General features: G+C 41.1%; 26 protein-coding genes. 1 reads left to right on the top strand and 25 read right to left on the bottom strand.

Annotated features, from left to right (window positions below; all coding sequences use genetic code 11):
- Positions 1-103: 103 nt before the first annotated feature.
- Positions 104-448, top strand: coding sequence for a nuclear transport factor 2 family protein (locus MKY71_RS10665; RefSeq protein ID WP_339171745.1), 345 nt, complete (start codon positions 104-106; stop codon positions 446-448).
- 29 nt (positions 449-477) lie between these two features.
- Here the strand turns inward: MKY71_RS10665 and MKY71_RS10670 are convergent, their stop codons facing one another.
- The 25 genes from MKY71_RS10670 to MKY71_RS10790 form a co-directional block, all read right to left on the bottom strand.
- Positions 478-1,476, bottom strand: coding sequence for a VanW family protein (locus MKY71_RS10670; RefSeq protein WP_340732566.1), 999 nt, complete (start codon positions 1,474-1,476; stop codon positions 478-480).
- 145 nt (positions 1,477-1,621) lie between these two features.
- Entirely contained in the window at positions 1,622-2,623 is a 1,002-nt protein-coding gene (locus MKY71_RS10675; protein ID WP_340732568.1) for a M23 family metallopeptidase, read from the bottom strand.
- A complete protein-coding gene (locus MKY71_RS10680; RefSeq protein ID WP_340732569.1) occupies positions 2,623-3,390 on the bottom strand; it encodes a polysaccharide deacetylase family protein in 768 nt (255 codons plus the stop codon). Before MKY71_RS10680 ends, MKY71_RS10675 begins: the two co-directional genes overlap by 1 nt.
- A 167-nt stretch (positions 3,391-3,557) precedes the next feature.
- Positions 3,558-4,982, bottom strand: a complete 1,425-nt coding sequence (locus tag MKY71_RS10685) for a GntP family permease (protein ID WP_340732570.1) — start codon at positions 4,980-4,982, stop codon at positions 3,558-3,560.
- A gap of 229 nt (positions 4,983-5,211) precedes the next feature.
- Entirely contained in the window at positions 5,212-5,697 is a 486-nt protein-coding gene (locus MKY71_RS10690) for a group II intron maturase-specific domain-containing protein (RefSeq protein WP_339171587.1), read from the bottom strand.
- Positions 5,601-6,497 carry a group II intron reverse transcriptase/maturase gene (ltrA, locus tag MKY71_RS10695; RefSeq protein ID WP_339171590.1) on the bottom strand — a complete coding sequence of 299 codons (897 nt, stop codon included), beginning with the start codon at positions 6,495-6,497 and terminating at the stop codon, positions 5,601-5,603. Before ltrA ends, MKY71_RS10690 begins: the two co-directional genes overlap by 97 nt.
- Before the next feature lie 566 nt (positions 6,498-7,063).
- Complete coding sequence (locus MKY71_RS10700; protein ID WP_339171754.1) at positions 7,064-8,365, bottom strand: NCS2 family permease; 1,302 nt, start codon at positions 8,363-8,365, stop codon at positions 7,064-7,066.
- A 267-nt stretch (positions 8,366-8,632) separates the two neighbouring features.
- Entirely contained in the window at positions 8,633-10,171 is a 1,539-nt protein-coding gene (locus MKY71_RS10705) for an SH3 domain-containing protein (protein WP_340732571.1), read from the bottom strand.
- 247 nt (positions 10,172-10,418) lie between these two features.
- Positions 10,419-11,783, bottom strand: coding sequence for an acetyl-CoA carboxylase biotin carboxylase subunit (accC, locus tag MKY71_RS10710; protein ID WP_339171759.1), 1,365 nt, complete (start codon positions 11,781-11,783; stop codon positions 10,419-10,421).
- A 15-nt stretch (positions 11,784-11,798) separates the two neighbouring features.
- Complete coding sequence (accB, locus tag MKY71_RS10715; RefSeq protein WP_339171762.1) at positions 11,799-12,302, bottom strand: acetyl-CoA carboxylase biotin carboxyl carrier protein; 504 nt, start codon at positions 12,300-12,302, stop codon at positions 11,799-11,801.
- Positions 12,303-12,495: 193 nt separating this feature from the next.
- Positions 12,496-13,029 carry a SpoIIIAH-like family protein gene (locus MKY71_RS10720; protein ID WP_339171764.1) on the bottom strand — a complete coding sequence of 178 codons (534 nt, stop codon included), beginning with the start codon at positions 13,027-13,029 and terminating at the stop codon, positions 12,496-12,498.
- A complete protein-coding gene (locus MKY71_RS10725) occupies positions 13,026-13,403 on the bottom strand; it encodes a hypothetical protein (RefSeq protein WP_339171766.1) in 378 nt (125 codons plus the stop codon). Before MKY71_RS10725 ends, MKY71_RS10720 begins: the two co-directional genes overlap by 4 nt.
- 66 nt (positions 13,404-13,469) lie before the next feature.
- A complete protein-coding gene (locus MKY71_RS10730; RefSeq protein ID WP_340732572.1) occupies positions 13,470-13,604 on the bottom strand; it encodes a hypothetical protein in 135 nt (44 codons plus the stop codon).
- On the bottom strand, positions 13,601-14,512 hold the full coding sequence (locus MKY71_RS10735; RefSeq protein WP_340732573.1) for a stage III sporulation protein AE: 912 nt from the start codon (positions 14,510-14,512) through the stop codon (positions 13,601-13,603). The genes MKY71_RS10730 and MKY71_RS10735 overlap by 4 nt, the downstream gene beginning before the upstream one ends.
- The gene (locus tag MKY71_RS10740) at positions 14,512-14,889 is read right to left on the bottom strand and encodes a pyruvate formate-lyase (RefSeq protein WP_340732575.1); all 378 of its coding nucleotides are present in this window, start codon (positions 14,887-14,889) and stop codon (positions 14,512-14,514) included. The genes MKY71_RS10735 and MKY71_RS10740 overlap by 1 nt, the downstream gene beginning before the upstream one ends.
- Before the next feature lie 4 nt (positions 14,890-14,893).
- Positions 14,894-15,100, bottom strand: a complete 207-nt coding sequence (locus MKY71_RS10745) for a hypothetical protein (protein ID WP_008404269.1) — start codon at positions 15,098-15,100, stop codon at positions 14,894-14,896.
- Between the two features lie 105 nt (positions 15,101-15,205).
- The gene (locus tag MKY71_RS10750; protein ID WP_340732576.1) at positions 15,206-16,210 is read right to left on the bottom strand and encodes an NAD(P)H-dependent flavin oxidoreductase; all 1,005 of its coding nucleotides are present in this window, start codon (positions 16,208-16,210) and stop codon (positions 15,206-15,208) included.
- A gap of 67 nt (positions 16,211-16,277) precedes the next feature.
- Positions 16,278-17,099 carry an ABC transporter permease gene (locus tag MKY71_RS10755; RefSeq protein WP_340732578.1) on the bottom strand — a complete coding sequence of 274 codons (822 nt, stop codon included), beginning with the start codon at positions 17,097-17,099 and terminating at the stop codon, positions 16,278-16,280.
- Between the two features lie 15 nt (positions 17,100-17,114).
- The gene (locus tag MKY71_RS10760) at positions 17,115-18,056 is read right to left on the bottom strand and encodes an ABC transporter permease (protein ID WP_340732579.1); all 942 of its coding nucleotides are present in this window, start codon (positions 18,054-18,056) and stop codon (positions 17,115-17,117) included.
- 17 nt (positions 18,057-18,073) lie between these two features.
- The gene (locus MKY71_RS10765) at positions 18,074-19,591 is read right to left on the bottom strand and encodes an ABC transporter substrate-binding protein (protein ID WP_340733637.1); all 1,518 of its coding nucleotides are present in this window, start codon (positions 19,589-19,591) and stop codon (positions 18,074-18,076) included.
- Between the two features lie 38 nt (positions 19,592-19,629).
- Positions 19,630-20,592, bottom strand: coding sequence for a P1 family peptidase (locus tag MKY71_RS10770; RefSeq protein WP_340732580.1), 963 nt, complete (start codon positions 20,590-20,592; stop codon positions 19,630-19,632).
- Positions 20,585-21,571 (bottom strand): ABC transporter ATP-binding protein, encoded by a 987-nt coding sequence (locus MKY71_RS10775; RefSeq protein ID WP_340732581.1) that lies wholly within the window; start codon positions 21,569-21,571, stop codon positions 20,585-20,587. Before MKY71_RS10775 ends, MKY71_RS10770 begins: the two co-directional genes overlap by 8 nt.
- Entirely contained in the window at positions 21,561-22,574 is a 1,014-nt protein-coding gene (locus MKY71_RS10780; RefSeq protein ID WP_340732582.1) for an ABC transporter ATP-binding protein, read from the bottom strand. The genes MKY71_RS10775 and MKY71_RS10780 overlap by 11 nt, the downstream gene beginning before the upstream one ends.
- Complete coding sequence (locus tag MKY71_RS10785; RefSeq protein ID WP_340732584.1) at positions 22,575-24,020, bottom strand: aldehyde dehydrogenase family protein; 1,446 nt, start codon at positions 24,018-24,020, stop codon at positions 22,575-22,577.
- Between the two features lie 15 nt (positions 24,021-24,035).
- Positions 24,036-24,752, bottom strand: a complete 717-nt coding sequence (locus tag MKY71_RS10790) for an SDR family NAD(P)-dependent oxidoreductase (RefSeq protein ID WP_340732585.1) — start codon at positions 24,750-24,752, stop codon at positions 24,036-24,038.
- Position 24,753 lies beyond the last annotated feature (1 nt).

Below are 24,753 nucleotides of genomic sequence, written 5' to 3' on the forward strand. Positions count from 1 at the left end.
CTTAAACCTTCTTTACAACTACAAGACAAAATCATACCATGTAAAGAAACGATTTACATTGAAAATCGTTCCACTGATAGTCAATTCGAATGGGGGATAATTTATGACAGCACTCAACAATCAATTTCTGCTTCTTGAACAGCAACTCATGTATTACAAAAAGGAAGACTTTATCCGCCTCTTGAGCGAGGATTTTCTGGAATACGGGTCTTCCGGAGGCAAAATGGATAAATCTTTCCTACTGAATGAGATAACAGAACAAGGCATTGAAGAATCCTTATTTACCGTTACGGACTTCCAGGCAATTGCAATTGCAGATCAGATTGTGCAAACACGATTCGTTACGACAAATCGCACAAATGGCAACAAGCAAAACCGCAGCTCCCTTTGGCGCAATGAAAACGGTACATGGCGTATTTTCTTCCATCAAGGTACACCAGCAAAGTAAAAAACCGCCCTTTTATAAAGAGCAGTTAGTCATTGCTTTTTAAATAGATCTTTATATTGATGCGATGTCGTGATGGCGATTGTCAGCGCACCTTTACTGTAATACGATTTAATTAAAAACGGAGCCCCGCTCGTATTTTGGAATTTGAAATCGAGCGAATCATAAGAAACCGTGGCGTCTCTGCCTGTTGGTACATACCCGATATTCAATGAGTGGTGATGCCTTTCGGTAATGCGAATTCCTAACTGATCAACAGCATTGAACAATGTCGAGGAGGTTTGGCAAATTCCACCGCCGATTCCCATTACTAGTTCCTTATTAATAATTTCAGGTGCCGGTTGATATCCTTTTTCCACTGTCCGCTCTCCAACCATTGTGTTAAAAGAAAAGTAATCGCCATCCCCCACTAAAATATTATGAATTGCCTTAGAGGAAAGCTGGATATTTTCGCTTCTTCCGGTTTTTGATGCATTAAAATAAGTCGTAAACGATGCAATGGTCACATCATCCAGTGAAGGAATATCTATATCCAGATTGGTTTCCAAAATATACAGAGGCAAAAATATATGATCTCCTTTAGGTGAAGCTGCTAAAATTTTTTCAACCAATTCACTTTCCTTTAATACGATTCCGGGAATCCCTTCAATAAGATCCCCATTATCCCCGACTTTATGAAGAACCATTGTTTGATCATAGCCGGTCCTTTTTTCAGTCCCTCTTGCCAGTTCCCTTGCTATTTTTTTTACGTTAGCCTCGTACAGTCCGTTATCCGTTCCATAACCTAATAATTGCGGTGTGAACGATTTCACGATTTCCATTGTTCTCGGATCGAGCAATGTTATGACAGCTGGATAAATAAGCGGATATTCTCCGACAATCGCTTCACTCTCCGAAGGTGCTGTAGTCGAAGTTTCAATTTGCGGTTCTTGTTCTTCCACCGTATCGGGAGCCTCAGAATACGACTCTTTTTCACAGCCTGTAAGTAAAAAAAGGCAGATCAATACTAAAAAATTGAAGTTTGTTTTCATGTTATTTCTCCTATCTATAAAAGCAAAGTTCTCATAGCTTATTCAGAAATTTAACTTCTGTTAACAGAAGCAATGTCACTAAAAGCCCACTTGGATTGAATATGGGATACCGTCACTTTTATAGACAGCGAGAATGAATACCTCATTATTGTTTTCTTTGCTTCGCTTCTTTTTCCCATCTTGCCAAAGCTGGATACGGATCAAAAGCCCACTCTGTACGGCCGTTAAATTTATAGATTCCGTAATGAAGATGCGGCGGGAATTTTCCGGCTGTTCCTTCTTTTCCGTACCCTGTACTTCCAACATAGCCGATAATTTGTCCTGCCTCGACTATATCGCCTTCTTTAAGCCCTTTCTGGAAATAAGCGAGGTGTGCATAATAATGGTACGAGTTATGGTTATCACGGATACCGACACGCCAGCCGCCAAACTGATTCCAGCCCATCACTTCAATTACACCGTATGATGTTGAATAGACCGGTGTGTTGTAAGGTGCAAAAATATCTGTACCTTCATGGATTCTACGTCCACCCCAGCCGCGATTTGCTCCCCATGTTCCTCTATAGCTGTAGTCGGCATGAGTGGATAACGGAAATGTATGATCATCTAAATTGATTGTTCCGAATTTCTCATATAATTTTGCAATTACAAGTATTTGATTGACCGAAAGTTCATTTTGATAATAATCCCATAAGGCCAATTTAAAATTATCCTCACCATATCCATACTGTCTTAAATAGCTCGCTAATGTATATAATGCATCGGCATCATCGGACCGGTCTGCCACACCATCTCCATTGCCGTCCTTACCGTTCCCATTAAAATAGGCAATCGAAACCGGGGATGTATCATCGCCCGCCGGATTTAAAATACCGGACCAAAATTCATCCGAAAATTGAATAGCTATGACACTTTCCCGTTTTGGTATATCCGTTCGCACTTCCTGGATATTGCGTTCAAATTGATCGACAGCAGCCAGATAATACCAGGGCAATAATATATTTTCATGCTGTATATAATAGTCCATCCTTTTTTGCATTAGCTGTTCCTTTGTCAAGGTGGTGGCCTCTTCAGCTGATGCATCGGCAACCGGGATAAATGCTAGGATGAAAATGGCTGTCATCATCAATGCAATTCTGTATTTCATCACTTCTCCTCCTCTACGATATGTTGTTTCGTATCATTTTGTAATCGGATCATTTGTGAAATTGTAATAAACCGGTAGCCCTGCTCTTTCAGCTTGGGCAAAATTTTCTCCAACGCTTGAACCGTCTGCTCCCGATTGCCCCCTCCATCATGGAAAAGCACAACATTTCCATTTCCAAGACCGTTCAATACGGTATTTACTATTTTATTTACACCTGGATCTTTCCAGTCTTCAGTATCCTGATGCCATGACCACATAACAATTTTATAGCCGTTTTTAACGGATTCTTTTACGAGTTCATCTGTATAATGTCCCTCGACCGGCCGAAATAAATTCGGTTTCACCCCTGTAATGCTGAAAATTGTATCGGATGTTTGATTAACCTCTTCCATAATGGGAGAAACTGATTTTGTAAAGGGATGTGTGTACGTATGATTGGCGATCTCATGTCCACTTTCATGCATTCGCAAAACGAGTTCGGGGCTTTTTTCAGCCAATTGCCCCACGATAAAAAACGTTGCTTTTGCCTCATATTGTTCAAGTAAATCAAGTATTTGGCTAGTATATTTCGGATGTGGCCCATCATCAAATGTCAGGGCCACTACCTTTTCGTCCGTTTGAATATCCCAAATAATTTGACCTGTTTCTTCATAATAGTCCCGTCCTTTTGCTTCACCGAGACTATTGAAAACGTACATAGCTGCAAATATAAATAAAAGGACTAAAAATAAAATAAAAGCAATTCTTTTCCATTTTTTTCTTTGCATTTTATCACTTCCTTAATAAATTTCCTCTGCATTAGTATTTAGAAAAAAGCTAAAAAGATGTATTTATTTTAAAGTGAAAATAAACCATTTGTTTTTTTAAATAAAAAAGAGCTGGAGACTCAATTTGATCTCCGGCTCTACTCAATAAAAATTCAATCTTCTCTTACTTAAATAATTCCAAACCACGTATACAGTGCAATGACGGCAAATACAGCTGCTGTTTTAATTAGCGTAATAGCAAAAATATCTCCGTACGACTGTTTATGCGTTAATCCCGTTACAGCCAGAAGTGTAATGACTGCACCATTATGCGGCAATGTATCCATTCCACCTGATGCCATTGCTACAACGCGGTGCATAACTTCCGGTGAAATATTGGCAGCTGCAATCGCTCTGTTAAACTGGTCACCCATTGCACCTAGCGCAATTCCCATTCCACCCGAAGCAGATCCTGTGACACCTGCTAACACACTCGTCGTTACTGCACCATTTACAAGCGGGTTTGTAAAGGTGCCCGATATTCCACTGCTAATCGTCGAAAAACCGGGCAATACAGCGATAACTCCACCAAATCCGTATTCGGAACCTGTGTTCATTACAGCCAGTAAAGCACCGCCGATCGTTTTATTTAATCCTTCTTTCACTTGTCGGATAACACGTTTAAAGTTATAGGCGAATGCCGAAACAATGCCGACGATGACCGCAATTTCAATCGCCCAAATAGAGGCATTTGCAGCAACATCAATCGAATAGTCAGAGAGACCGATCGCCGCAAAGTCAAATCCATTCGGATACCATCTAGGAATGGCTGTAATTAAGTAATTGTTCATTACCGCCACTAAAATGAGCGGTACAAAAGCTAAAACTTTCCGTAAAATCGACTGATCCATATCATTCGTAGGTTGCAGCGCTTTGCTGTTGTCATCATTTTCTTTGATTTCACCATTCAAGCCATAATAGCCTTCCCCAGCTTTTTTAGCCGAACGCTTTCGCCATTCCAAATACGATAATCCGGTTCCTAATATAATGATGGCACCGATAATCCCTAATACAGGTGCTGCGTATATATTAGTCCCGAAAAACGTTGTCGGTATCACATTTTGAATTTGCGGACTTCCCGGTAAAGCATCCATTGTAAATGTAAATGCCCCGAGTGCAATTGTAGCCGGCATGAGTCGTTTCGGGATATCCGCCTTTTTGAATAATTGAACGGCAAAAGGATATATCGCAAAAACAGCGACAAACGAACTGACACCGCTATAAGTTAAAATGGCCCCAAATAATACGATTGTTAATAGCGTCTGTTTGGCACCGATCAGTTTTACAATCGTTTTTGCGATCGATTCCGCAATACCAGACATCTCAATAACTTTCCCGAAAATCGCACCTAGCAGAAAGACCGGGAAATAATTTTTAATGAAGCTGACCATCTTTTCCATATAAATGCCCGAAAAGAACGGTAATATATTGGCAGGCTCAATGAGAAATACCGCTAACAGTGCACATATTGGCGCAACGATAATAACCGAAAATCCTCTAAAAGCCGCAAACATTAACAGCCCTAAAGCAAATAAAATAATAATTAAATCCATTATATAACCTCATGTCTATATGATTAGGATGAAGAGTATTTATGACGGAACCTACTATATCGTACGATTATCATGTGTACAATAGTTAAAAATCATAGTAGACATTCCTTTTTTTCATACCCAAAAATATCCTTATAGAACAGGATGTTGATAATCGAGTAGGAGGCTAGCCATTAATTGGCTAGCCGACCTCTCACACCACCGTACGTACGGTTCCGTATACGGCGGTTCAATCTTTTGAGTATCTTTGCTCGTAAAATTGGGACAGGTCTTTCAGTCCCCATTTTACGAGCCTTTTATTTGGAATGGCTTGGTGTAGAACCTCGCTTCGTGATATTCGCCAGTACCCTTTTCTTGAATGCGCCGTTTTCATCGCTTCATCATGTTGGATTCCGTATTGGCGTAATTTCACATATTTAGTTCGTGGTAGCTTCCACCGTTTCCATATTAATTGACGTAAGCGATGGTTTAACCATCCCTGTAATTCTTGGATGAAAGTTTTCATGTTGGAAACTCCGTAGTAATTAATCCAACCAACCGTTGTTTGATTGATTCTTTTCACAATCTCACTAAATGTCCCTGTTCGTTTACGACTCGTCAGTATTCTTAGCTTATCTTTTAGTCGTTTCTTGGCGGACTTGATTGGTCGGTATCCCACTTTCCCGACAGATTTTGTAGATGAAACCCTAAGAATGTAGCTGCTGTTGCGCCACATACTTTACTTTTCTGCTCATTGATTGTGAGACCCAGTTCATCTTCGATAAAATTCTTGACACTGGTCATGACGCGTTCACCTGCTCTTGGTGACTTTACATAAATCACAAAATCATCCGCATAGCGAATGAATCGGTGTCCTCGTTTTTCTAACTCTCTATCTAGCTTGTTTAAATACACGTTTGCTAGAATTGGAGAGAGTGGACCCCCTTGGGGTGTACCTTCTGTCGTTTCAATGAGGATGTCCTTGTCCAATATGCCTGAGCGTAAGAATTTCCATATTAGCTTAAGTACTATTTTATCTGTTATGAATTCTTCCAAATAAGCTCGTAGTCGCTGGTGATGAATCGTATCGAAGTAACTTTTCAAGTCACAGTCCACCACTGTTCGATAACCTTCCTCGTAATATTTCTTAGCGAGGGCAATTGCCTGGTGTTGGTTTCGACCTTTTCGAAAGCCAAAACTTTTGTCTGAAAAGTGTGGATCAATTATTGGTTGGATGACTTGTAGAATGGCTTGTTGAACAACTCTGTCCAATACACATGGTATACCTAGATATCGTTTGGAGCCATTCGCTTTTGGGATAGCTACTCGTTTCACTGGTTGAGGTTGGTAGGAACCATCTTTTAATTTCCTTTTCAATGGTTCCTCATATTTTATTAAATGCGCCTTCAGTCCATCAACCGTGATACCGTCGATTCCAGGTGCTCCTCCATTTCCTTTTACTTTCTTATATGCATTCCATAGGTTTCTATGGGACGCAATTCTGTCAATTAAATTGATACTTTCTTGTTTCTTCATTTCCATGTTTACATCCCTACACGCTCTTATATACTCTTTCGCTTCCAGCTTATCCCTCTATAAGTAGCCATCTATTCGGTCTATACCTTGATGTTTTCTGTGTTTTGGCGGGATGTCTCCACCTCCTTGTTTCTTTCAAGATTTAAAAGATTGTTCGGCCCTTCATCTTCGGTCGAAGACTACTATGGCTTCTGCTGACTTCTCTTGATTCATCCATTTATCACTAAACAAATTGTTAATTGAATAACCCTCAAGAGACCTCCCCGGGTAAGCACAACCGCCTTCCTCTCATGTAACTGCCAGATTTACTGTATGGGATTTGGGCAGTATTGGACTTCGCTTTGTTTAGCAAGCTCATCCGTCCCAAGTCAGCCTTTTATCTGATTTCTGTTCGTCAGTTCGAGAGTTTGCGTCCGACTTCCTTCAGATTCCACGTCACCATGGACACCCTTGTCTTTCGCTAACAGTTCCTACTGCCAAGCCTGTAGTGGACTTTCACCACCAGGCTGTTGTGCATGCCGGGCACACTAAAAAAAGTGCCGCTTCAATAAGAAGCAGCACTTTGATTAATGCGGTAAATAGATTAACTGTAAAACAAACAGAACGGCGAAAATATATACTAGCGGATGTACTTCGCGTCCACGGCCTTTTATAAGCATAATTAATGGATAGCTAATAAAACCTAGTGCAATCCCTGTAGAAATACTTGAAGTAAGCGGCATTGATAAAATGACTAAAAATGCCGGGAACGACTCTTCAATTTCATCCCACTTCATATTTTTAACGACACCGATCATTAAACTACCAACGATGATTAATGCAGGTGAAGTAATAGCCGCCACACCTGATAATGAACCGACAAGCGGTCCGAAAAATGAAGCAACGATGAACAGTACAGCAACCGTTAATGCTGTTAAACCTGTACGGCCACCTACTGCAACACCAGAACCTGATTCCAAATATGCTGTAGATGGGCTTGTTCCGAATATCGCACCCGCTGTTGTTGCAAGTGAATCGGAAACAAGTGCTTTACGAGCGCGCGGCAGTTTTCCGTCCTTCAATAATCCTGCCTGCTTTGATACACCGATTAGCGTCCCTGTCGTATCAAATAATGTAACTAATATGAATGAAAAAATAACACCATATAAACCGTATTCGATTACTTCAGAAATCGCAGTGATTGGATTAAGTACAATGATGCCTTCCGGTAAATGCGGAAGCGCCACTACTTTATCGATTGTAAGCTGTCCTGTGAACATGGCAATAATTGCCGTCACGATCATACCGATAAAAATTGCACCGTTCACTTTACGTGCCATTAATGCGACTGTAATGAACAGTCCGATAAATGTCAATAACGGTGCAGGATCTGAAATATCACCAAACTTCACTAAATTGGATTCATCCGCTACAACGATTTTTGACATACGCAGTCCGATGAACGCGATAAATAATCCGATCCCTGCAGTAATCGCCAATTTTAAGTTTTCCGGAATCGCTGTAATGAGCTTTTCACGGAATGGCGTTAAACTAATAATAATAAATAAAATACCTGCAATAAACACCGCTGAAAAAGCAGTAGTATACGTAATCTCTCCATTTGAAGCTAATACAACAGTATAAGTAAAATACGCGTTTAATCCCATACCCGGTGCTACGGCGATCGGATAGTTCGCACATAGCGCCATCCAGCCTGTACCGATAACTGCTGCAATAATTGTAGCCATAAATACTTGATCAACCGGAACCCCAGCACCTGATAAAATAATCGGGTTAACAATGATGACATAAGCCATCGTTAAAAATGTTGTTAATCCCGCAAATAATTCACGCTTAACTGTCGTCCCATTTTCTTTTAACTGAAACATTTGCATTCCTCTTTTCAAAACACGAACAATTTTTAAGAACTTATATATAATATTCGTTATTATAGTAAAATGCAATGCATTATGAGCATTTTTTTAAATAGGGAAAATTGGTTATTTTCAGAATAATCACGAGAGTAATATTCCTTTAATATTTCATGCCTGCGATCAGTTTATTTCTTCATTCATACTTTACCCCAAATAAAATATTTTACAGCTTTAAAATGAGAAAAACGGTTGCCGAGGACGCAACCGTTTTAGTATTTTCAATTATTTTTGCTTTTGTACAAATGAATCATAGCGCTGTATGAATGCAGATATGTGCGCACGCGTTAAAATATCGTTAGGTTTGAATTCTTTGATTGACTGTGTAGTAAGCCCATTCTTGATGAAAAATTGAATTGCTGTATTTTCGCTTACTGTTTTCCCATAGTAATACGAAACCATCAACTGTGCCAATTTCCCGCGTCTAATACCTTTCTCCGCTATATCTCTTGAGGCTTTTGTTTTTTCGCTTGCCAATACCGGCATATTATACTTTTTCGCCAAGTTATACACGCCGCTTCTGCCCCAAGATGATGTGCTCTTTGCATTCGCTAAAGCATCTTTTTCCGCATAACGGAAGAAGATAGTCAGGAAGTGCGCTTCTGTTAATTGTTTGTTCGGTAACAAATGTGTTTCCAATTTGTTTGTTTTTGCATTTCGAATTGTGCTGTCGCCTTGAATGTACCCTTTGTCAATTGCCCAGATCATATCATCTTTCCACCAAGCTGTCGTGCTGAAATCAGCATACTGTTTAATATAAGAAGAATAATCCGGTTTAGAATCTACTGGTGGTACAGGTGTTGGTGTAGGTTCAGGTGTTGCTGTTGAATCTACGAAATCCAAATAACTCGATGCTACATAACCCTCTGACCCGTCGTTTCTTTTCACCGGATACCAGACAAAGTGATTTTTCTTGGAAGCTACTTCTTCATATTCAAAAGGACCTGAAATAGTAACCGTTTCACCTTTATTTAAAGTCCCCTTAGAAGGGCTATCCGTAGTAGGTCTTGTTCTAACCGTTACATTCGTTGTAGCACTTACTTTTTGACCTTTTTCAAAAGAATACTTTGATTTTGTTAATGGTAAATCAAAGTTATAGTTCATCTTTAAAAACTTAATATTATCTCTGCTGTTAGAGTCATATTGGAAATCTTCACTTGTAAAAGGCAGCACTTGTAAGTCGATTAATTCATACTTCTCAACAAATCCAAGAATCTTTTCCTGATAGGCATTTGCATTTCTTTCACCAGTTGCTTGCTCAACTGGACTATTTACCGGCTTCGTACCATTATAAGCCATGATTGCGAAGTACCAAGATTCCAGGACATCTCGTTGACCACCGTTAATTTTAGGTAAGTCCGATCGATCAAACATTTTGTCTAGAATTTTTACGCCAGATTCAATATTGTAGACAAGATCGCTTTTTAGTCTTGCTTCATCATACCCTGCCTGATTCGTAATTTGCATGAGGCCAATCCCATTATCGGCTGTTACGATTGCTTGGCCGTTGCTATCGAAATGACGCCAATTCCCACTTTCCCCTTCTGCAATTGCTTTCACAATTTCAGGCGGGACATTATAATTCAGTGCTGTTTCAGTTAACAGGCAGTTCGTAGTGGCATAATCCGGGTTTACATTTGAGGATGCATCAAAATCACATGCAGTTGCTATATCATTCGCGAATACATTGTTATCAGTATTGATAGATAGAGTAATGGCACCAATCGCAATTGCACCGATCAATGGTTTAAATATTTTCTTCATATGTACCTATAACACTTCCTTTTATATTTTCTAAAATTTAAAGATTCAGATATATGTTAACATATTCCAATCTTTTCAGATAGGGTAACATTTCGGTAACTCTGTCTCCCCTCTTAATCTCTGCCCCCTTCCCTATTCATGTAAATGCTATCCCACGTACAGACGGACAAACTGAAAAATAGTTTCAAATAAAATGAAAAAACCCTCTAATTTAAAATTAGAGGGTCGAAACGTGAGTAAAAGCCGATTAAGCCTTTACATTCACGCCTAAAATATCATTTTCTTCAAGGAACTTCGTGTTGAATTTCGCTGATTTGAATACGTCGTTGTTCATTAAAGCCTGGTGGAATGGAATTGTTGTGTTAATTCCAGGTCCAGCTACTTCAAATTCTGATAACGCGCGGTTCATTTTTGCAATTGCTTCTTCACGAGTGTCCGCATGAACAATTAGTTTTGCAACCATTGAATCGTAATATGGTGGGATCGTATAACCTGCATAAACTGCAGAATCGATACGGACACCATAGCCGCCTGGTACTACATACGTATCTACCGTACCTGCTGAAGGCATGAAGTTTTTGTATGCATTTTCGGCGTTAATACGGCATTCAATTGCCCAGCCGTTGATTTTGATGTCTTCTTGCTTGAACGGAAGTTCTTGGCCAGAAGCAATTTTTAATTGTTGTTGTACTAAGTCAACACCTGTGATCATTTCTGTTACAGGGTGCTCAACTTGAATACGTGTGTTCATTTCCATGAAGTAGAAGCGATCTTCCTGGTAATCGTAGATGAACTCGATTGTACCAGCACCTTCATAGTTACAAGCTAATGCTGCTTTTACAGCGGCTTCGCCCATTTCTGCGCGACGCTCTTCAGATAGTGCCGGAGACGGCGCTTCTTCTACAAGCTTTTGCATGCGGCGCTGTACTGTACAGTCACGCTCACCAAGGTGTACAACATTACCATGGCTGTCCGCTAATACTTGAATCTCGCAGTGACGGAAATACTCGATGAATTTCTCTAAGTAAACACCAGGGTTGCCGAATGCAGCCGCTGCTTCTTTTTGAGTAATTTCGATTCCTTTTACAAGATCTTCTTCTGTGCGTGCAACACGGATCCCTTTACCGCCACCACCAGCAGTTGCTTTAATGATGACTGGGTAACCGATTTTCGCAGCCCATTCTTTACCTGTTTCGATATTCGGTACAATGCCTGTACCAGGAACTAACGGAACGTTTGCCGCTTCCATTGTGTCACGTGCAACGTCTTTAATTCCCATGATTTTAATCGCATCCGAAGAAGGACCGATAAATTTAATACCCGCGTTTTCACAAGCTTCAGCAAATGCTGCGTTTTCCGCCAAGAAACCATATCCTGGGTGGATCCCGTCAGCACCTGTTTTTTGTGCTACCCCTAAAACTGCTGGGAAACTTAAATACGAATCTTTCGATAACTTTGGTCCGATACAATATGCTTCATCCGCAAGTTTCACATGCAATGCATCCGCATCTGCTTCAGAATATACTGCGACCGTTTGAATACCTAGCTCTTTACATGCACGAATAATACGTACTGCAATTTCGCCTCGGTTTGCGATTAATACTTTTTTCATTTGTATATACGCTCCTTATTCAGCTTTTACTAAAAATAATGGTTGACCGTATTCTACTAACTGGCCATCTTGAACTAAGATTTCTACGATTTCACCTTTAACTTCAGCTTCGATTTCGTTGAATAACTTCATCGCTTCTACGATACAAACGATTGACTCTTCGCCTACTTTATCGCCTACTTTTACATATGCCGGTGATTCCGGGTTTGGAGCTTGGTAGAATGTTCCAACCATTGGAGACGTGATTTTATGTAAATCAGCCGTGTTTTCTACTGGTGTTGCTGGTGCTTCTGCTTTTGGAGCTGGTGCTGGTGCCGCTTCCACTTGTACTGGAGCTGCTGGTGCTGCTACTGCTGCAACCGGTGCTGCTTCTTGTACTTTTTTAGGAGCTGCTACTTCCGTAACACCGTTGTTTTTCTTTAGTTTAACCTTTGCGCCGTCCGCTTCATATACAAACTCGTCGATTGATGAAGCATCTACTAATTTAATAATTTCTCGGATTTCTTGAACTTTGAACATCTTTAACTCTCCCTTAAAAAAAAGTAATAACAATACAAACCCTATTTTATAATTTTTCGGACTATTTTGAAACAAATAATTTTAAATAGCTCAAAAATAGGCATAAAGCAGAACAATCTTATATTAAGACAAAGAAACATATTTCAAACTGCTATATAACACATTTACTGCTTTACTATAATATGACGCTCTCTTAATTAAAAGGTTCGAATTCTACACTAACATTTACATAATCCTTAAATTCAGAGCGCACCACATATAAAATTTCATCTGCTAATTTCTCGGATACTTCATCTGACATAACTCGTACAGCTACTTTATCTCCATCAATACGGACAAGGGCATCAGAATAGCCGATTGATTTAATAAGCATTTCCAGCATCGCTTCTGATGATTCCAATTTGATCAGTTCATCCATTTCATTGAATGCCTCATTCTTTTCTTCTGCTGTAAATTCATCCGCAGCAATCTTTTGTGTCAGCTGTTCTTTTTGCTGGCTGCGTTTGTTTGCCAACTCTAAACGTACTTCTTGGAATAAGTCGCTTTCTGAGTTAACTGGTTGTGTCAGGTTTTGATTGACCCCTAAAATATCTGTTTCATCAATCGTTTCATCAGAGAAGATTGTTAAAATATTCGGCGTATTGTCTTCAAAAATATAAAATACAGAAATTACCGCAGCTAAACTTACTACTGTTAAGAACCAAACTGTTCGCTTTTTCACTTTCACTTGTTTTCCCCCTTAATTTGCATTGGCACTACTTGAATACGATGCGACGGAATTTGCAGAACATGCCCAACTGTTTCCTTTAGCATGGTTTTCACGTCGGTGTTATTCGCTCCTTGTGCCACAATGATGACACCGGATAGCTTTTGCTGTTGTGATACAGACAGAAATTGCTGTTCACTATGTTGATCATAGTGAAAATAAACCTGGACTTGTCCGACTGACTGAATTTCACTTAATAATCTGGCAAGCTGTTCCTCATTTGAGCTATAACTTTCCCCTTTCTCCGATTGTGATAGAAACATGAATACAAAAATAATAAATACTGCGGCAATGACAATTAATAAGACAGGACGATTCGCTTGTTTCTTTTCCACATTATTAAGCGTATACGCCCCCTTCTCTACTAGATTTCAACATAATGTATGAACGAAACAAACCGGTTATGCAAACAATGAAAGAATTGTGCTTGTCACGAATAAATACAATGCGAGCTTTACATATACTTGCCATTGCCGCTCATCGGCAAAAAGGAGAAGACTGCTGCCCAGTAAAATAAAAAGAAATAATTGAATCATGTTTTTCCCCCCATTGACATCTGCATAAAGAAAATAAATAACAGCACGATAAACATAATTGCGAAGCCAAGTAAAAAGGCCACCGCACATAAAACAAACATCGTCTTTCCAACATCATCAAACAGACCGCTCATACGCATATTTGTAAACGGTTCAATAATGGCGCCAATAATTTTAAACAGCAGTGCGTGCATTAAAAGGACCGTTGCCGGATAAAAAGCCGCACCCCAGATAATTGTCAAAAAGGACAGTCCGACAAAGGTGGAAACCGTTGACTGGGTTTTTTGGAAAAAGGAAAGCCCTTCTACAATCAAGTTGCCGATTAACGGAATATTCTGCTCGATCAATTTTTTTATAGGTGATTTTAATGCATCATTCAGCTGAATAAAGGCGGCACCCGAAAGCGTCAAAATCGAGGTCAATGCAACAACCGACGCAATCATGACGCTTAAAATGGAAGAACGGATAAAATCTGCAGCTTTTGAAAAGGAAATGGCCGGATATATTTTTGTGCATACATCAAATATCAATGCGAGGACAAGAGCTGGTATCGTTACGTTTGTGCTGACAAATAAAATGATTTGGACAAAAAGAATGATAATCGGGTTCCATGCGATCGCCGTAAACACGGTTTGAATTGTCAACAGCATAAATGACATAATCGGCAAAATCGCCATAAAGAAATTTTGCAGTATGGCAATGAGCTCATACAGCACCACAAAGGCATCGACAACATTTTGTGCAAATACTACGATAAACAAAATAATAAATAACTGTTCGATTAACACGGTTTCTTTCGGGACTAAAGCAAGTAGCAGTAAATACATCAAAATATAGATCGCTACAAGCAGCAAAGAATACACTAACGATTGAATAGGCTCTGAAAAAATCGAATAAATTGTCTGCATTACTGTAGCCTTTCTAATAATTGGATTAATAGCTGAAATTTCGGTTGTAGCAGATTGATCCAATATAAAACTGCGGTCATGCGAATGGACAACGTGACTAATGTCGCAAAAGCTTCATATTCAAATTGATCTAATAGCTGACAGATTAATTCATTCAGCAAAAAGAGCAATGCCGTGAAAAGCAGTCCCTTACTGTATGGAACATTATTGAAAATAACTGCGAGTCGCTGCCAAAGCGGGATGAGTTGTTCGCGGATAACAAACTGGAAAAAAATAAAGAAAGCGATGACGACAATGATTGAATGCAGCTTGTCCATCGTCTGTTTTAAAAATAAAAACAGAACTAAATAAATGACACTTGCAAATAGCGCAATCATTTCGCTAGACGGCCGTCAACCATTGAAAAAATACGACAATTTCTTGAAAGAACAAGCGCAAAAATCGAATTAATTCAATCGTCATGTATAGGTACGCAATGAAAAACAGGAAAAATGAAAACTCTTTTTTTCCTAAATGCTCGAAGAATAAATGAAGAAGTGCAATAATCAACCCAATCCCTGCAACACGAAGCACATCTTGTAATTCCAATAAAGCCCTCCTTCCTTAACGAAACTATATGCATTATCCAAACAAATAAGCACAAAAAAACACCGACGACAAAGTTTTTATCCTTTGTCGTCGGTATAAAAAATTTTACGGTAAGAGAGTTTCGATAATCTCTTTAACAGATGCCTCTTTAGCCAAATAGCTATTTTCCCCCATCCAAAGAGACATATATTCACGGTTGTTTTGGCGGGCGCTTTCTTTTCGGATCGGTTGTGTCAAATAATGCTGGACCGGATATGGAGCGGTAGTCGCTTCTTTTAATTGCTCGGTAAATCTGTTTTTCAAGCCGCGCGCATATTTGCCGGTAAAGGCTTTCGTCAAAGTTGTCGCATGAATACCGGAAGTTAAAATCGCCTGTTTATGGATTTTCGATGACTCGCATTCATATGCAGTTAAGAGAGCCGTACCCACTTGAACAGACGTCGCCCCTTGCTGCAACATTTCCCTGACATGCTCGGCCGTCATAATTCCACCCGCAGCGATGAGCGGAATGGATATTAGTTCACGTACATCCGCTAAAAGATTACTAGTCGCTATTAATTGAAGAGGCTCAGTAAACGACCCGCGATGCCCGCCTGCTTCTTTTCCTTGAACAACTACGGCATCAAGACCCGCTTTTTCAACGGCAATCGCTTCCTCTGCAGTTGTGGCCGTGCCGATTAAATAGATACCGCGTTCTTTTAATTTTTTTATTATGTGTACATCAGGAATACCAAACGTAAACGATACGATATTTACTTCTTCCTCGATAATCGCCTGGATTTGGTCGAGAAAAACTTCTGCAGGCACGACAGATGGTGTACTGGAAATACCTAAATTTTCATAAAAAGGCTGCAATTCCTTGCACGCCTTTTGAATAATCGCATTATCGATTCCCGATTCTTCCGGTACGAATAAATTCACACTAAAAGGTTTCTTCGTCAGGTGCTTAACTTGTTGAATAAATATCCGTGTTTCTTCACCATTTAAGTAACCTGCCCCTATTGACCCTAACATGCCTGCCTCACAGCAAGCTTCGACAAATTTAGGCGTCGTAATTCCGGCCATTGGTGCTTGTATTATTTTATACGGTAATGTGTAATCTGTTGTCATACTATTCCTGCCTTTATTATATTTGGATTATTTTTTCAGCACTGTCCTTTTTGAAATCACTGAACAATTATTGCTTTGATCTCGGGTCCAACAAATCCCGCACAGCATTACTTAGCATATATAGCCCTAATACCATTATTGTTATCGCAATCCCAGGCGCATAGACATACCAGGGGGCACTCGTCAAATAAGACTGTGAATCTTTCAGCATCCTTCCCCAACTAGGGTCAGGTGGCTGCACACCCAGTCCTAAATAGCTAAGAGCCGCTTCTGCCAGCATCGCCGTAGCAAATGTAATCGTTGCCGCAACAATAATTTGTGAGGAAATGTTCGGGAAAATATGCCGAAACATAATACGCGGTGCATTAGCGCCAATGAGCTTTGCCGCCAACACGTATTCCGCTTCACGCTGCTGGACGAAACCACTCCTTACAATGCGGGCAATGCCTGGTATTGCAATGACTCCCAAAGCGATGGATGTATTCACAATACCCGGACCAAAAATGGCCACGAGCATTAACGCTAAAATGATGCCCGGAAACGCCATAAGCGCATCTAGAAAACGGCTTAATATTTCGTCCGTCCAACCGCCGAAATAACCGGCAATGCCTCCAATGAGCACACCAAATACAACTCCAATAAAAACTGTGATTACCCCAACTAAAAAGGCTGTTTGTGTCCCTTTCATAATCCGACTAAAAATATCGCGGCCGAATTCATCTGTCCCGAACCAATTGGTGCCGTTTGGTGCCAGCAGTTTTTGTGCAATATTCATTGCCGTTACATCATGCGGCGTGTAAAAAAAGCTTATTATCATAATCAGTAATAACCCACCAACAATAAACAAGCCGATGAGCAAATTGAAGTTTTTCAGAAGTTTAGATGTCAACCTTGCTCACCCCCTTTAGCGAATTCGAATTCGTGGATCTATAATGGAGTATAAAATATCAATGATAAAGTTAATCGATACTACTGCAATCGTAATATACATGACGATTCCCTGTACAAGCGGAAAATCCCGGTTGTTGATTGCCGTCACTAATAACTGCCCTACACCTGGAATCGAAAATACTTGCTCAACAATAATTGTTCCTGCCATTACTTCTGCTGATATCAATCCGAAAACAGTTAAAATCGGGATCAATGCATTTTTTAGTACATGCTTGTACATGACGATGCGTTCAACAATACCTTTACTGCGAATTGTCCGAACATAATCAAGGCGAATCTGCTCAAGAATCGCCGTACGGACATAGCGGAAATTAATCGCTATTTGCGGAATGGCAATCGTTATCGCCGGTAATAACAATGTACTAAATGCCCCTGTAACACTTGTGGACCAAGGTATGTAGCCACTAATTCTGAAAAAATCAACATTCATAGCAACATAAATAATCAGCATCATCCCCAGCCAAAATGATGGAATAGCCATCCCGATTTGTGTTGCCGTTGACAGCGTTAAGTCACTTAATTTATTTTGACGTCGTGCGGCAAACATGCCAAGCGGTAACGACACTGCACAAACGATGAAAAGCGTAATTGCTGCTAATGAAAGAGTGACTGGCAGGCGATCGAGCATTAAATCCATGACCGGCATTGAAAATCGAATAGAATTTCCTAAATCCCCTGTAAAAAGTCCTGTTATCCAGTCAAAATATTGTACATATAGCGGGAGGTCCAAGCCAAGCTCAGACCTCAAATTTTCAATCTGTGCAGGATCCGCCTCTGTACCAAGCATGGTCAGCACGGGGTCTCCAGGCAAAATTTGAAACACGCCAAATGTAATAAATGATACAAAAATAACAGTAACAATTAAGAGGACGAAGCGGCGTAGTAAATACAGCATTACGCTTCAACCCTTTCTTAATTTGACATTTTCACTTCCGACATATCATGGTACCAGAATGGATACGACTTCAAACCGGATACCGCTTTATCTGAGCCCCAGATCACTTGATAGTCTGCAATATACACTGCCGCTGCTTCCTCAGTTAAAATACTTTGTGCCTGTTTGAAGTAGTCCACTTGCTTTTCCTGATCTGTTTCAAGCAGCACTTCACTCATCACCTTATCAAAGTCAGCATTGTTGAATCGGAAAAAGTTTTCTCCATCGTTCGTTGAAACGTAATCATTTAACACTTCATAGGCAGATGGGCGCCCTGTTAAATCGATTGCCGTCATTTCATAATCACGGCCAAAGTAAACACGCTCCAGCCAAATCCCCCATTCCACGACTTCAATTTCAACGTCAATACCGATTGCCTTCAAATTCTCAACAACGATTTGTGCAATATTCCCGTAAATTCCGTTATGAGATGAAACCGTAATTTTTGTAGAGAAGCCATCCGGATATCCTGCTTCTTCAAGAAGAGATTTAGCCTTTTCAACATCGAATGGCCAAACATCCACAAGAGAATCATCATGGTATTTCCCCATCGCCGGACTCATATTGGAGCCAAGTTTCTCCGCATACCCGTTAAATACAGAGCTGATAATGTCGTCCTTATTAATCGCCATTGCGATCGCCTGACGCACTTTCACATTGTTAAAAGGTTCTTTCTCTTCATTAAAAGTAACAACTAACGATGAGTTATTCTGCTGTTGCATTGTATTAAATTCATCGGTTACTTCATCAATACGTGCCCAAGGTATACTTGTTAAATCAACTTCATTTGCAAGCAGCGCCATAATAGCCGCCTGATCATCCGACTGGAAATTGAACGTTACTTTATTTAAATACGGTAAACCATCTCTCCAGTAGTTGTCGTTTTTCTTCAGCACTAAATTCGTACCCGGTGAGTATTTTTCGTATGCGAATGGCCCTGTACCGATTGGGTTTTCATTATGCTTGCCGTCGTTTGCTGCCGGTACAATTCCTGAAGTTAATGCGGTTAATGCATATAAGAAGTTTGAATTCGGCTCTTTTAATGTAAATTTAAATGTCTTATCGTCCACAACTTCTGTCGAAAGAACATTATCAAAATTATTTTTCATTTTTTCGCCGCCATTTGTCCCCATTAAACGGTCGAACGTATATTTAACATCGTCCACCGTTAAATCTGAACCGTCATGGAATTTTACACCTTGACGGATCGTAAATATATATTCTAAGCCATCATCCGATACTTCATATTTTTCTCCTAATGCCTCGCGTAATGAACCATCCGTATTTGGAGCCATCAATCCTTCGAACATGTTTAAAATCATCTGGAATGAAATCGAAGCAGTCGCTTTATGCGGATCTAAAAAATCCGGATCATCATTTACACGTACGATAATTTCTTGCGCCGCGTCCCCTGATGAGCTATTATTTGTTTCATTTGAAGAACTAGAGCCTGAATCTTCCGAACAAGCTGCCAGTAAAACAACGACCAATGCCATTAATAACAATCGAGCATACTTTATCAATAGAACTCCCCCTATTTTCGGATACTTTCATAACTTTCAACATTCGCCAAACGCTTCGCATCTTTTACCGCAAGAACAATCGCCTGCTCCATTGCTTCTATTGCAAGCTGTCCTAAATAATCAAGCTGATAACGCTTTTCCCCTGTACCGAGTACAAAAATTGTGTCGCCATCAAACATTGTATGCACTGGATAAATCGTATGCGCAAGTGCATTATGCGTCAGCTGCGCCAGCTTTTTCGCTTCAGCTTTCGTCAGTTTCGCATTGATGGCAATTGCACCAATTGTCGTATTGGCACCTGGCGTTGTATGGACATTTGCATATTGCTTTATTAAAGCGCAGCTATCCAGCCACTCACCTGTCGCATGATTCCGACTGCCTGCTAGGATTTCATGTGTTGCAGGCTCCCTCACATCACCGACCGCATTCACTGCGACAATTGCACCTACAACTAAATCTTCCGTACCTTGTATAGAGCTTGAGCCAAGTCCCCCCTTCATAAAGTGTTCGATACCTGCCACTTTCCCGACGGTCGCTCCATAGCCGACACCGACATTGCCGTTTTCAAAAGGACCAGCCACCGCATTGCGTGCCGCTTCATAGCCCATTTCTTTTGTCGCATATGCAGCCGGGCTCCCAATCAATAGGTCAAAAATAACCGCGCCTGGCACAATCGGTACAGTAGCGACCTCCACAAATAAACCAATTTGCTGCTCCGCCAAATAGTTCATTACACCTGAAGCGGCTTCCAATCCGAATGCGCTACCGCCAGCCAATGTAATGGCATGTACTTTTTCTACTCCATTAATCGGATCAAGCGCATCGGTCTCACGTGTACCCGGTGCAGAACCACGCACATCCACACCACATACCGCCCCATCCTTTGCTACAATAACCGTGCAGCCCGTCACACCGTGTACATCAACGGCGTGCCCTACTGTAATTCCGGCTACATCCGTTATATTGTTATGCATTCGTTATCTCCTCCTCGTATAAGAAACAAGCGACTTGCTGCGCATCTGTACCTTTAAGAAGCGGCTTTTTTTCCCGGCATTGAGGCATTACATGTGGACATCGTGTATGAAACACACAGCCGACGGGCGGATTCATCGGATTCGGCAGATCTCCCTTTAACGGAATCACCTCTCGTTTTTTGGTGAAATCTACGACTGGTATTGCTTGGAGCAACGCCTGCGTATAAGGATGCCTTGGTGCAGCAAATATATTTTCCTTTTCGCCGATTTCAACGATATTCCCCAAATACATCACTGCTACCCGGTCACTTATATGCTTAACAACACTCAGGTCATGAGAAATAAATAAATAGGTGAGATTAAACTCTTCCTGTAAATCCATCATCAGGTTCAGTACTTGTGACTGGACCGATACATCGAGCGCCGAAACAGGTTCATCCCCGATAATAAAAGCCGGATTAATCGCAAGAGCTCTCGCAATTCCAATACGTTGGCGCTGTCCGCCCGAAAATTCATGCGGAAACTTATTCACCGCATCTGCACGCAGCCCCACTTTTTCAAGCAATGTCAGAACACGCGTTTGACGCTCCTCCTTTGACATGGATAATTGAAGCTTCATCGGCTCCTGCAAAATATCACCGATACGCATACGTGGATTAAGAGATGAAAACGGATCTTGGAATACCATCTGCATTGCATTTCGGTGTTTTTGTAACTCACTACCTTTTAGCTTTGTAATAGGGATATCGCGAAAATAAATTTCACCGCTCGTCGGCTCTGTCAACTTTAAAATTGTGCGCCCAAGAGTCGATTTACCGGAGCCGGATTCCCCTACTACACCGAGCGTCTCCCCTTTATAAATAACAAGTGAAATATTATCAACAGCCTTTACTACCTTTTTCTTCTCCTTCAATGTTTTTCGTTTTACACTAAAATGTGTTTTTAAATTTTTCACTTCTATTAATATTTCACGTGTCATGCGCAGCAACCTCCTTTTCTTTATATAAATGACAGCGAACGATCTGACCGGATTCAAAACTGCTTTCAGCTGGTATTGTGCGATCACAAATATCCATCGCATGCTGGCAACGAGGGCTAAAGCGACAGCCTGCCGAGAAGTTTGAAGGAGACGGGACGGTGCCTGGAATAGTAGGTAATCTTCGCTCATTTGTTGCAAGTGATGGCATCGTTTGCAGCAGTGCTTTCGTATACGGATGTTTCGGATCAGTAAATATTTGTTCTACAGGTCCCGATTCAACAATTTGACCTGCATACATGACCATCACCCGATCTGCTGTTTCTGCTACTACGCCCATATCATGTGTAATAAATAAAATGGATGAGCCGTGTTCTTCTTTCATTTTCAACATTAACTGTAAAATTTGCGCCTGGACTGTTACATCGAGTGCAGTTGTCGGTTCATCCGCCAACAGAAGTTTCGGATTGTTGGCCATTGCCATCGCAATCATAACGCGCTGCCTCATCCCGCCTGATAACTGGTGCGGGTATTCATGTATAACTTTTTCGGCATTCGCTATGCCGACTTCCTTCAGCATCGAGAGCGCAATAGCAAATGCCTGCTTTTTATCCAGTGGCTGATGGCGGCGGATTCCCTCAATTAATTGATTACTGATTTTGAAGACCGGGTCCAGAGACGTCATCGGTTCCTGAAAAATCATCGACATTTCATTCCCGCGAACACTGCTCATATCATCCAGCTTCATTTGCAGTAAATCTTTACCGTTCAATAAAATTTTTCCGGATGTAATACAGGCTGGCGGCATCTGTAAAAGGCGCATTATCGCAAGCGATGTCACACTTTTCCCACTGCCGGATTCACCTACAAGTGCGAGCGTCTCCCCCTCGAACACTTGAAAGCTGACCGCTTCGACAACATTCGTTTGCTTACCATCTGCCATATCAAACGCTATCGATAAATTATCGACTTGCAATACAGCCTTTTTTTCCTCGGTCATCAGCAATTACCTCCCCTGAACGTTGTAGCGAATCGCAATATTTTTCATTTGCGTATAGTTACGCATTGCTACCAATCCTTTTTCTCTTCCGATTCCGCTCTTTTTATAGCCGCCGAACGGCATTTGGATACCGCCCGCCGCACCGTAATTATTGATAAATACTTGACCGGCCTTTATACGGCTGGCCATAAAATGCGCGACGTCAATATCGCGTGTCCATACACCGGCAACGAGCCCGTAATCTGTACTGTTGGCGAGCTGTATCGCATTCTCTACTGTTTCGAATGTAAAAACAGTTAATACAGGCCCAAAAATTTCTTCAACAGCGAGCGGATGTGTTACATCAAGCCCGTCTACAATTGTCGGCTCCACATAATAACCGTCCTCATAATTTTCTACACGTAAAGGGTTGCCGCCAATTAACACTTCACCGTCACGCTGGGCAAGTTTCAGCAAACCCGTGATTTTTTGAAATTGGTTTGCATTTAACAAAGGCCCCATGTCTAAATTCTGCTCACCTGCCCCAACACGGATCTGTTTGAAGCGTTCAACAAGTTTCGCACAAAATGTATCTTTATATGATTTTTCAATCAATAAGCGTGCACCTGCAGAACATGTTTGCCCTGCATTTTGAATAATCGCACGCATAACCCCTTCAAGTGCAAGTTCCTCATCTGCATCTGCAAAAACAATATTCGGGGATTTTCCACCAAGTTCCAACGTTACAGGTACTATATTTTTTGCAGCTGCCTGCATGACACTAATGCCTGTAGGTACAGAACCGGTAAATGTTATTTGGTGAATGCCCGGATGACTTGATAAATAAGCCCCTACATCTTTACCAAGCCCGGTCACATGCTGAACAATACCTTTCGGAAGACGCGCATTTAGCCATTTCACCAGTTCGTGTGTCGTTAATGGTGTATCTTCCGCGCTCTTTATTATTACCGCGTTACCTGTCGCGATTGCTGCTGCCACACTGCGTGACGTAATTTGAATCGGATAATTCCAAGGCACAATATGTACCGTCACTCCAATGGGCTCCAATACGACCGCATTAAAAATACCGTCCTCTATCGGAATCGTGTCACCCATCATTTTATCTGCAGCACCACCATAAAACTCAAAGTAACGTGCCGCTGCTTCAACATCGCCACGAGCTTGTTGTATTGGTTTCCCGACGTCCAAACTTTCCAATTCCGCTAAATGTTCAGCGTTTTGACGAATAAATTGAGCAAGTTCCACTAATAGTTGACCCCGTTCAAATGGCTTTACTTTACGCCATTCCTCACTTTCAAATGCTGCATTTGCATGACGGACAGCATAATCTACTTGTTCATTCGTTGCATTGGCAACTGTTACAAGCGGCTTCCCGGTAGATGGGTTATACACCGTAATTTTGTCCTCTCCCTCGATCCATTCACCATTAATACACATCGGAATATGTTCCATCGTTTGTCCACCTTTCTATAAGCCGCGCCCGCCATCGACATGAAGCGTCGTTCCCGTAATAATGCTCGACTGCTCCTGCAATAAAAAACGTACCGCATTCGCAATATCTTGCGGTTCGATTAATCGGCCGAGCGGAACGGAGGAAGCGAAAATTTGCGCCTTCGCCTGCTCTACATCAGAATCCGCTGCCGCGAATTGTCCAAGCATCGACGTGTTGGCCGGTCCTGGATGAATTGTATTGACGCGTACATTATACGGAGCTAATTCGATGGCCATCGCTCTGGAAAAGCTTTCCGCCGCACCTTTTGAAGCAATATATGCCTGAAGCCCCGGTCTCGGGCGTACAGCAGAAATCGAAGCAATATTTATAATGACGCCATCGTTCGCGCTCTTCATTTTTGGAACTACCGCTTTTGCTAGTAAAAATAAGCTTTTAACATTTACGTTCATCAGCTTATCCCAATAATCGGCTGTTACCTCTTCAATCGGGGTAGCGGCTTGTGCTAACCCATGTACATTAATCAGGCCGTACACATTTGAATGTGATTCAACAATTGGTTCAATCATCCGCTCATCTGTTACATCGCATTGATGATATTGAAAATAAGGATATTCAAGTGGATGATCTGCCGCTAAGTCAAGTCCGACAACTACATAATTCTCCTCTAACAGCTGTTGAACAATTTTCTGTCCCATACCCCCGGCAGCACCTGTTACAATTACCGTTTTCATG

The sequence above is a fragment of the Solibacillus sp. FSL W7-1324 genome, assembly GCF_038008025.1.
Taxonomy (GTDB): Bacteria; Bacillota; Bacilli; order Bacillales_A; family Planococcaceae; genus Solibacillus.

What these genes read in the sequence shown, in the direction of transcription:
- MKY71_RS10760 (WP_340732579.1), bottom strand. Translation starts at nt 18,056, where the DNA reads ATGCTGTATTTACTACGCCGCTTCGTCCTCTTAATTGTTACTGTTATT.
- accC (WP_339171759.1), bottom strand. Translation starts at nt 11,783, where the DNA reads ATGAAAAAAGTATTAATCGCAAACCGAGGCGAAATTGCAGTACGTATT.
- MKY71_RS10790 (WP_340732585.1), bottom strand. Translation starts at nt 24,752, where the DNA reads ATGAAAACGGTAATTGTAACAGGTGCTGCCGGGGGTATGGGACAGAAA.
- MKY71_RS10785 (WP_340732584.1), bottom strand. Translation starts at nt 24,020, where the DNA reads ATGGAACATATTCCGATGTGTATTAATGGTGAATGGATCGAGGGAGAG.
- MKY71_RS10665 (WP_339171745.1), top strand. Translation starts at nt 104, where the DNA reads ATGACAGCACTCAACAATCAATTTCTGCTTCTTGAACAGCAACTCATG.
- MKY71_RS10775 (WP_340732581.1), bottom strand. Translation starts at nt 21,571, where the DNA reads ATGACACGTGAAATATTAATAGAAGTGAAAAATTTAAAAACACATTTT.
- MKY71_RS10770 (WP_340732580.1), bottom strand. Translation starts at nt 20,592, where the DNA reads ATGCATAACAATATAACGGATGTAGCCGGAATTACAGTAGGGCACGCC.
- accB (WP_339171762.1), bottom strand. Translation starts at nt 12,302, where the DNA reads ATGTTCAAAGTTCAAGAAATCCGAGAAATTATTAAATTAGTAGATGCT.
- MKY71_RS10700 (WP_339171754.1), bottom strand. Translation starts at nt 8,365, where the DNA reads ATGTTTCAGTTAAAAGAAAATGGGACGACAGTTAAGCGTGAATTATTT.
- MKY71_RS10735 (WP_340732573.1), bottom strand. Translation starts at nt 14,512, where the DNA reads ATGCAGACAATTTATTCGATTTTTTCAGAGCCTATTCAATCGTTAGTG.
- MKY71_RS10670 (WP_340732566.1), bottom strand. Translation starts at nt 1,476, where the DNA reads ATGAAAACAAACTTCAATTTTTTAGTATTGATCTGCCTTTTTTTACTT.
- ltrA (WP_339171590.1), bottom strand. Translation starts at nt 6,497, where the DNA reads ATGAAGAAACAAGAAAGTATCAATTTAATTGACAGAATTGCGTCCCAT.
- MKY71_RS10680 (WP_340732569.1), bottom strand. Translation starts at nt 3,390, where the DNA reads ATGCAAAGAAAAAAATGGAAAAGAATTGCTTTTATTTTATTTTTAGTC.
- MKY71_RS10675 (WP_340732568.1), bottom strand. Translation starts at nt 2,623, where the DNA reads ATGAAATACAGAATTGCATTGATGATGACAGCCATTTTCATCCTAGCA.
- MKY71_RS10750 (WP_340732576.1), bottom strand. Translation starts at nt 16,210, where the DNA reads ATGACAACAGATTACACATTACCGTATAAAATAATACAAGCACCAATG.
- MKY71_RS10685 (WP_340732570.1), bottom strand. Translation starts at nt 4,982, where the DNA reads ATGGATTTAATTATTATTTTATTTGCTTTAGGGCTGTTAATGTTTGCG.
- MKY71_RS10690 (WP_339171587.1), bottom strand. Translation starts at nt 5,697, where the DNA reads ATGTGGCGCAACAGCAGCTACATTCTTAGGGTTTCATCTACAAAATCT.
- MKY71_RS10740 (WP_340732575.1), bottom strand. Translation starts at nt 14,889, where the DNA reads ATGATTGCGCTATTTGCAAGTGTCATTTATTTAGTTCTGTTTTTATTT.
- MKY71_RS10705 (WP_340732571.1), bottom strand. Translation starts at nt 10,171, where the DNA reads ATGAAGAAAATATTTAAACCATTGATCGGTGCAATTGCGATTGGTGCC.
- MKY71_RS10730 (WP_340732572.1), bottom strand. Translation starts at nt 13,604, where the DNA reads ATGATTCAATTATTTCTTTTTATTTTACTGGGCAGCAGTCTTCTCCTT.
- MKY71_RS10765 (WP_340733637.1), bottom strand. Translation starts at nt 19,591, where the DNA reads ATGGCATTGGTCGTTGTTTTACTGGCAGCTTGTTCGGAAGATTCAGGC.